The sequence below is a fragment of the Paenibacillus sp. 598K genome (assembly GCF_003851045.1).
In the GTDB taxonomy this organism is placed as follows: domain Bacteria; phylum Bacillota; class Bacilli; order Paenibacillales; family Paenibacillaceae; genus Paenibacillus_D.
In genome coordinates this window covers 4,315-7,039 of sequence record NZ_BFBX01000305.1, presented here as the reverse complement: position 1 = coordinate 7,039, position 2,725 = coordinate 4,315, and the positions used below count along the sequence as shown (strand labels likewise).

Genomic DNA, 2,725 nt, shown 5'->3' with positions numbered 1-2,725 from the left:
GCAGGTCGATCCGGTCATCGCCGAGCGGATCGAGACGGGGGGCGGTAGGCTGCGAGGGTTGCTCATCAAGGGGCGACGGACGCGATCCTGCCGCTCCGTCTGAGGCATAGAGAACGCGCCCGTCGAGCCCGGCCACCGTCAGCGCGAGTCCGAGCGTCGCGGTCATCTCCTGCAGCGTATCGCGCACCTCCGGCCGAGACAGGCTTGATTGCTCGCGCTCGAGATAGAGCAGCACCGGATGGACGGCCAGTCGAGCGCGATTGATCGCCATCTCCGGCTCGCCGGATGCGGAGCGTTGCCAGCTCCAGAGCAGCATGCCGGTGCTGCCCGCCAGGATGAGGAGCAGCGCGGCGAGGACGGCCGCCGTCCAGCGATTGAGCGCGCTAGACATAGCTCAGCTTGTAGCCGACGCCCCAGACCGTGTGCAGGTAGGCAGGCTGAGAGCTGTTGCGCTCGAGCTTGTCGCGCAGGCGATGGATATAGACGCTCACCGTATTCTCGTCGCCGTAGGCGTCATAGCCCCAGACCGCATCGAGCAGCTGCCGCTTGGAGAATACCTGATTGCGGTGACTCGCGAGGTGGTAGAGCAGCTCGAACTCCTTGGCAGAGAGCGGCACCTCGCGGCCAGCCATCGTTACGCGGTAGGCGCGCTTGTCGAGTGTCAGATCGCCCAGCTCCACATACTCGGCATCGGCAGGCTGCGGCGGGGGCGCCAGCCGCTCATACCGGCGGAAGTGCGCCTGGACGCGGGCGAGCAGTTCGGTGAGCGAGAACGGCTTGGTCATATAGTCATCAGCGCCGAAGCCGAGTCCGAGCACCTTGTCAGTGTCGGCGCTGCGGGCGCTCAGGATGAGCAGCGGCACATCGCTCTCGGCGCGCAGCTGTCGGCACAGCTCGGTGCCATCGATATCCGGCAGCGTCAGATCGAGGATGACGAAGTCGGGCCGCAGGCTGCGGAGCAGCGCCAGCCCTTCCTGCCCGTTCGCGGCGACGGCGGTTGCGAAGCGCTGACTGGACAGGTAGTCGGAGAGGATGCGGGCGATGTCCGGCTCGTCCTCGATGATCAGGATCGTGCGTGCAGTAGTGGTCATAGTTAGATCTCCCGTTCCAAAGGTGATACAGCTATTGTAAGCGGAGCGGGCCAACGCAAACAAGCTGACCCCGCAATATACGGCGTCAGCTTGGCTGGTGGTGGTGCGATGAAGAAGTATCGTTGTTGCGACGGCAGCGATCGTCATGGCGGCGACATGAGGCGGGGGACTCTATCTCTCCTGGCTCGCGTGCGCCACCGTCGCGCTCCCCCGTACGCTACAGCAGCAAGCGCAAGAGCAGGCTGATCAGCACGAGATAGCTCGCGACCGAGAGGATCAGGTAGGAGGCGAGCGCTTGGCGAGGGACAGCGGTTGCTTCCGCACCGGCTTGCAGCCCCAGCACGAGCAGGGAGAGCAGCGTGATCATCAGCACCAGGAATCCGAACGAACCGCTCAGGAACGTCACCAGCGTCGCCAGCAGGAAGCCGATAGCGCCGATGTAATACGCACCGCCCACCCGGGCAATAAAGGCCTTCGGCTGCGGCTTCGCGCCGCTCCGCCACCAGCCGATCAGGTAGATCGCAGCGAGGATGGCGAAGGTGGAGACGAGACCGATCAGAATCAGCCGCCCCATGATTGCCCCGGTAGTCGACACGCTCGACCCTCCCAGGCCGCCGAAGCCAAACATGCCGTTGATTATCTCATTGATGCTGCTGGCGATCAGCAGCGACCAGACCAGATAGCCGACAAAGGCGCTTGCCAGTCCCAGCAGACCATAGATCCATTGCTGCTCGGTCAGCTTCACGCTCTCCAGCGGGTTTTTGGTGAGCCGCAGCACGAGCTGGCGGTCCACTTCCTTCATCGTTGAGGTGACATCGTGGATTACATTTCGTTTTTCGGTCTCTATCGTTGAGCCCTCCCTAACATTACTCGCCATGTTTCGACATGACTATTTTGGATCACTTTACCACATTATTTTGGTTCCGTATACCTATTTTTAGGTGGGCAGGCGGCGATTGTTGGCGTTTTCTATTGTGGTGCATCCGTTCGTAGAGAGCTAACCTCAGTTTCTGGGATCATCTGGACAATGCCTCCTGTGCCATGCTGACTTTTGCTATACTGGATGTATCTGAACACGTCAGGGAGGCGAGAGTTGAATGGACCAAACAGAGGAACGTATCGCGTCAGTCATCGCCGCATATGTGCCGCCAGGCGTCGCGTATGAAGTCGTCCCGGTGCCGCTCGGCCTGACGAATACGACGCGGCTGGTGCATGTGGAGGGCGAGACGTGGGTGGTGCGGCTGTACAATCCCCATACCAAGGTGGCGGCGGGGATCGAGATGGAGGCGAAGCTCTGCGCCGAATTGACTGCTCGTCAGCTCTCGGTAGACGTGCCGACATTCCGGCTGACGCGGTCAGGCGGGGTTTTCACCGAGCTGGCCGACGGAACTCTAGGCGCGATGGTGCGCTACCTGCCGGGCAACCCGCCCGAGCTGTCGCAGTCGGAGCAAGCGCAGGCCTACGGGCTGGTGGCGGGAGAGTTATCGGAGGCGCTGCGTCAGTGCAGTCTACTGGAGCTGGATGACGTCGGCCGACCCTTCACGGCGCTCGACTCGCTGCATCCGCTCGCCGATGCGCAGGCAGCTGCAACCTTCATGGAGCGGCCGCCGTTCGGGCTGCCTGAGCGACAGCGC

At 62.6% G+C, this 2,725-nt stretch carries 3 protein-coding genes and 1 pseudogene; 1 reads left to right on the top strand and 3 read right to left on the bottom strand.

All coding sequences use genetic code 11. The features are described from left to right. The 3 genes from PA598K_RS36975 to PA598K_RS35240 all read right to left on the bottom strand — a co-directional run. A partial coding sequence (locus tag PA598K_RS36975) for a hypothetical protein (protein WP_185602441.1) occupies positions 1-391 on the bottom strand: 391 nt, incomplete at its 3' end. Next, on the bottom strand, positions 384-1,091 hold the full coding sequence (locus tag PA598K_RS35245) for a response regulator transcription factor (RefSeq protein WP_128661313.1): 708 nt from the start codon (positions 1,089-1,091) through the stop codon (positions 384-386). The genes PA598K_RS36975 and PA598K_RS35245, both read right to left, overlap by 8 nt. Positions 1,092-1,308: 217 nt before the next feature. Then, complete coding sequence (locus PA598K_RS35240) at positions 1,309-1,893, bottom strand: hypothetical protein (protein ID WP_128661312.1); 585 nt, start codon at positions 1,891-1,893, stop codon at positions 1,309-1,311. A gap of 295 nt (positions 1,894-2,188) precedes the next feature. Here PA598K_RS35240 and PA598K_RS39195 point away from each other — a divergent pair. Further along, positions 2,189-2,725: pseudogene (locus PA598K_RS39195) on the top strand (phosphotransferase); the annotation flags it as partial.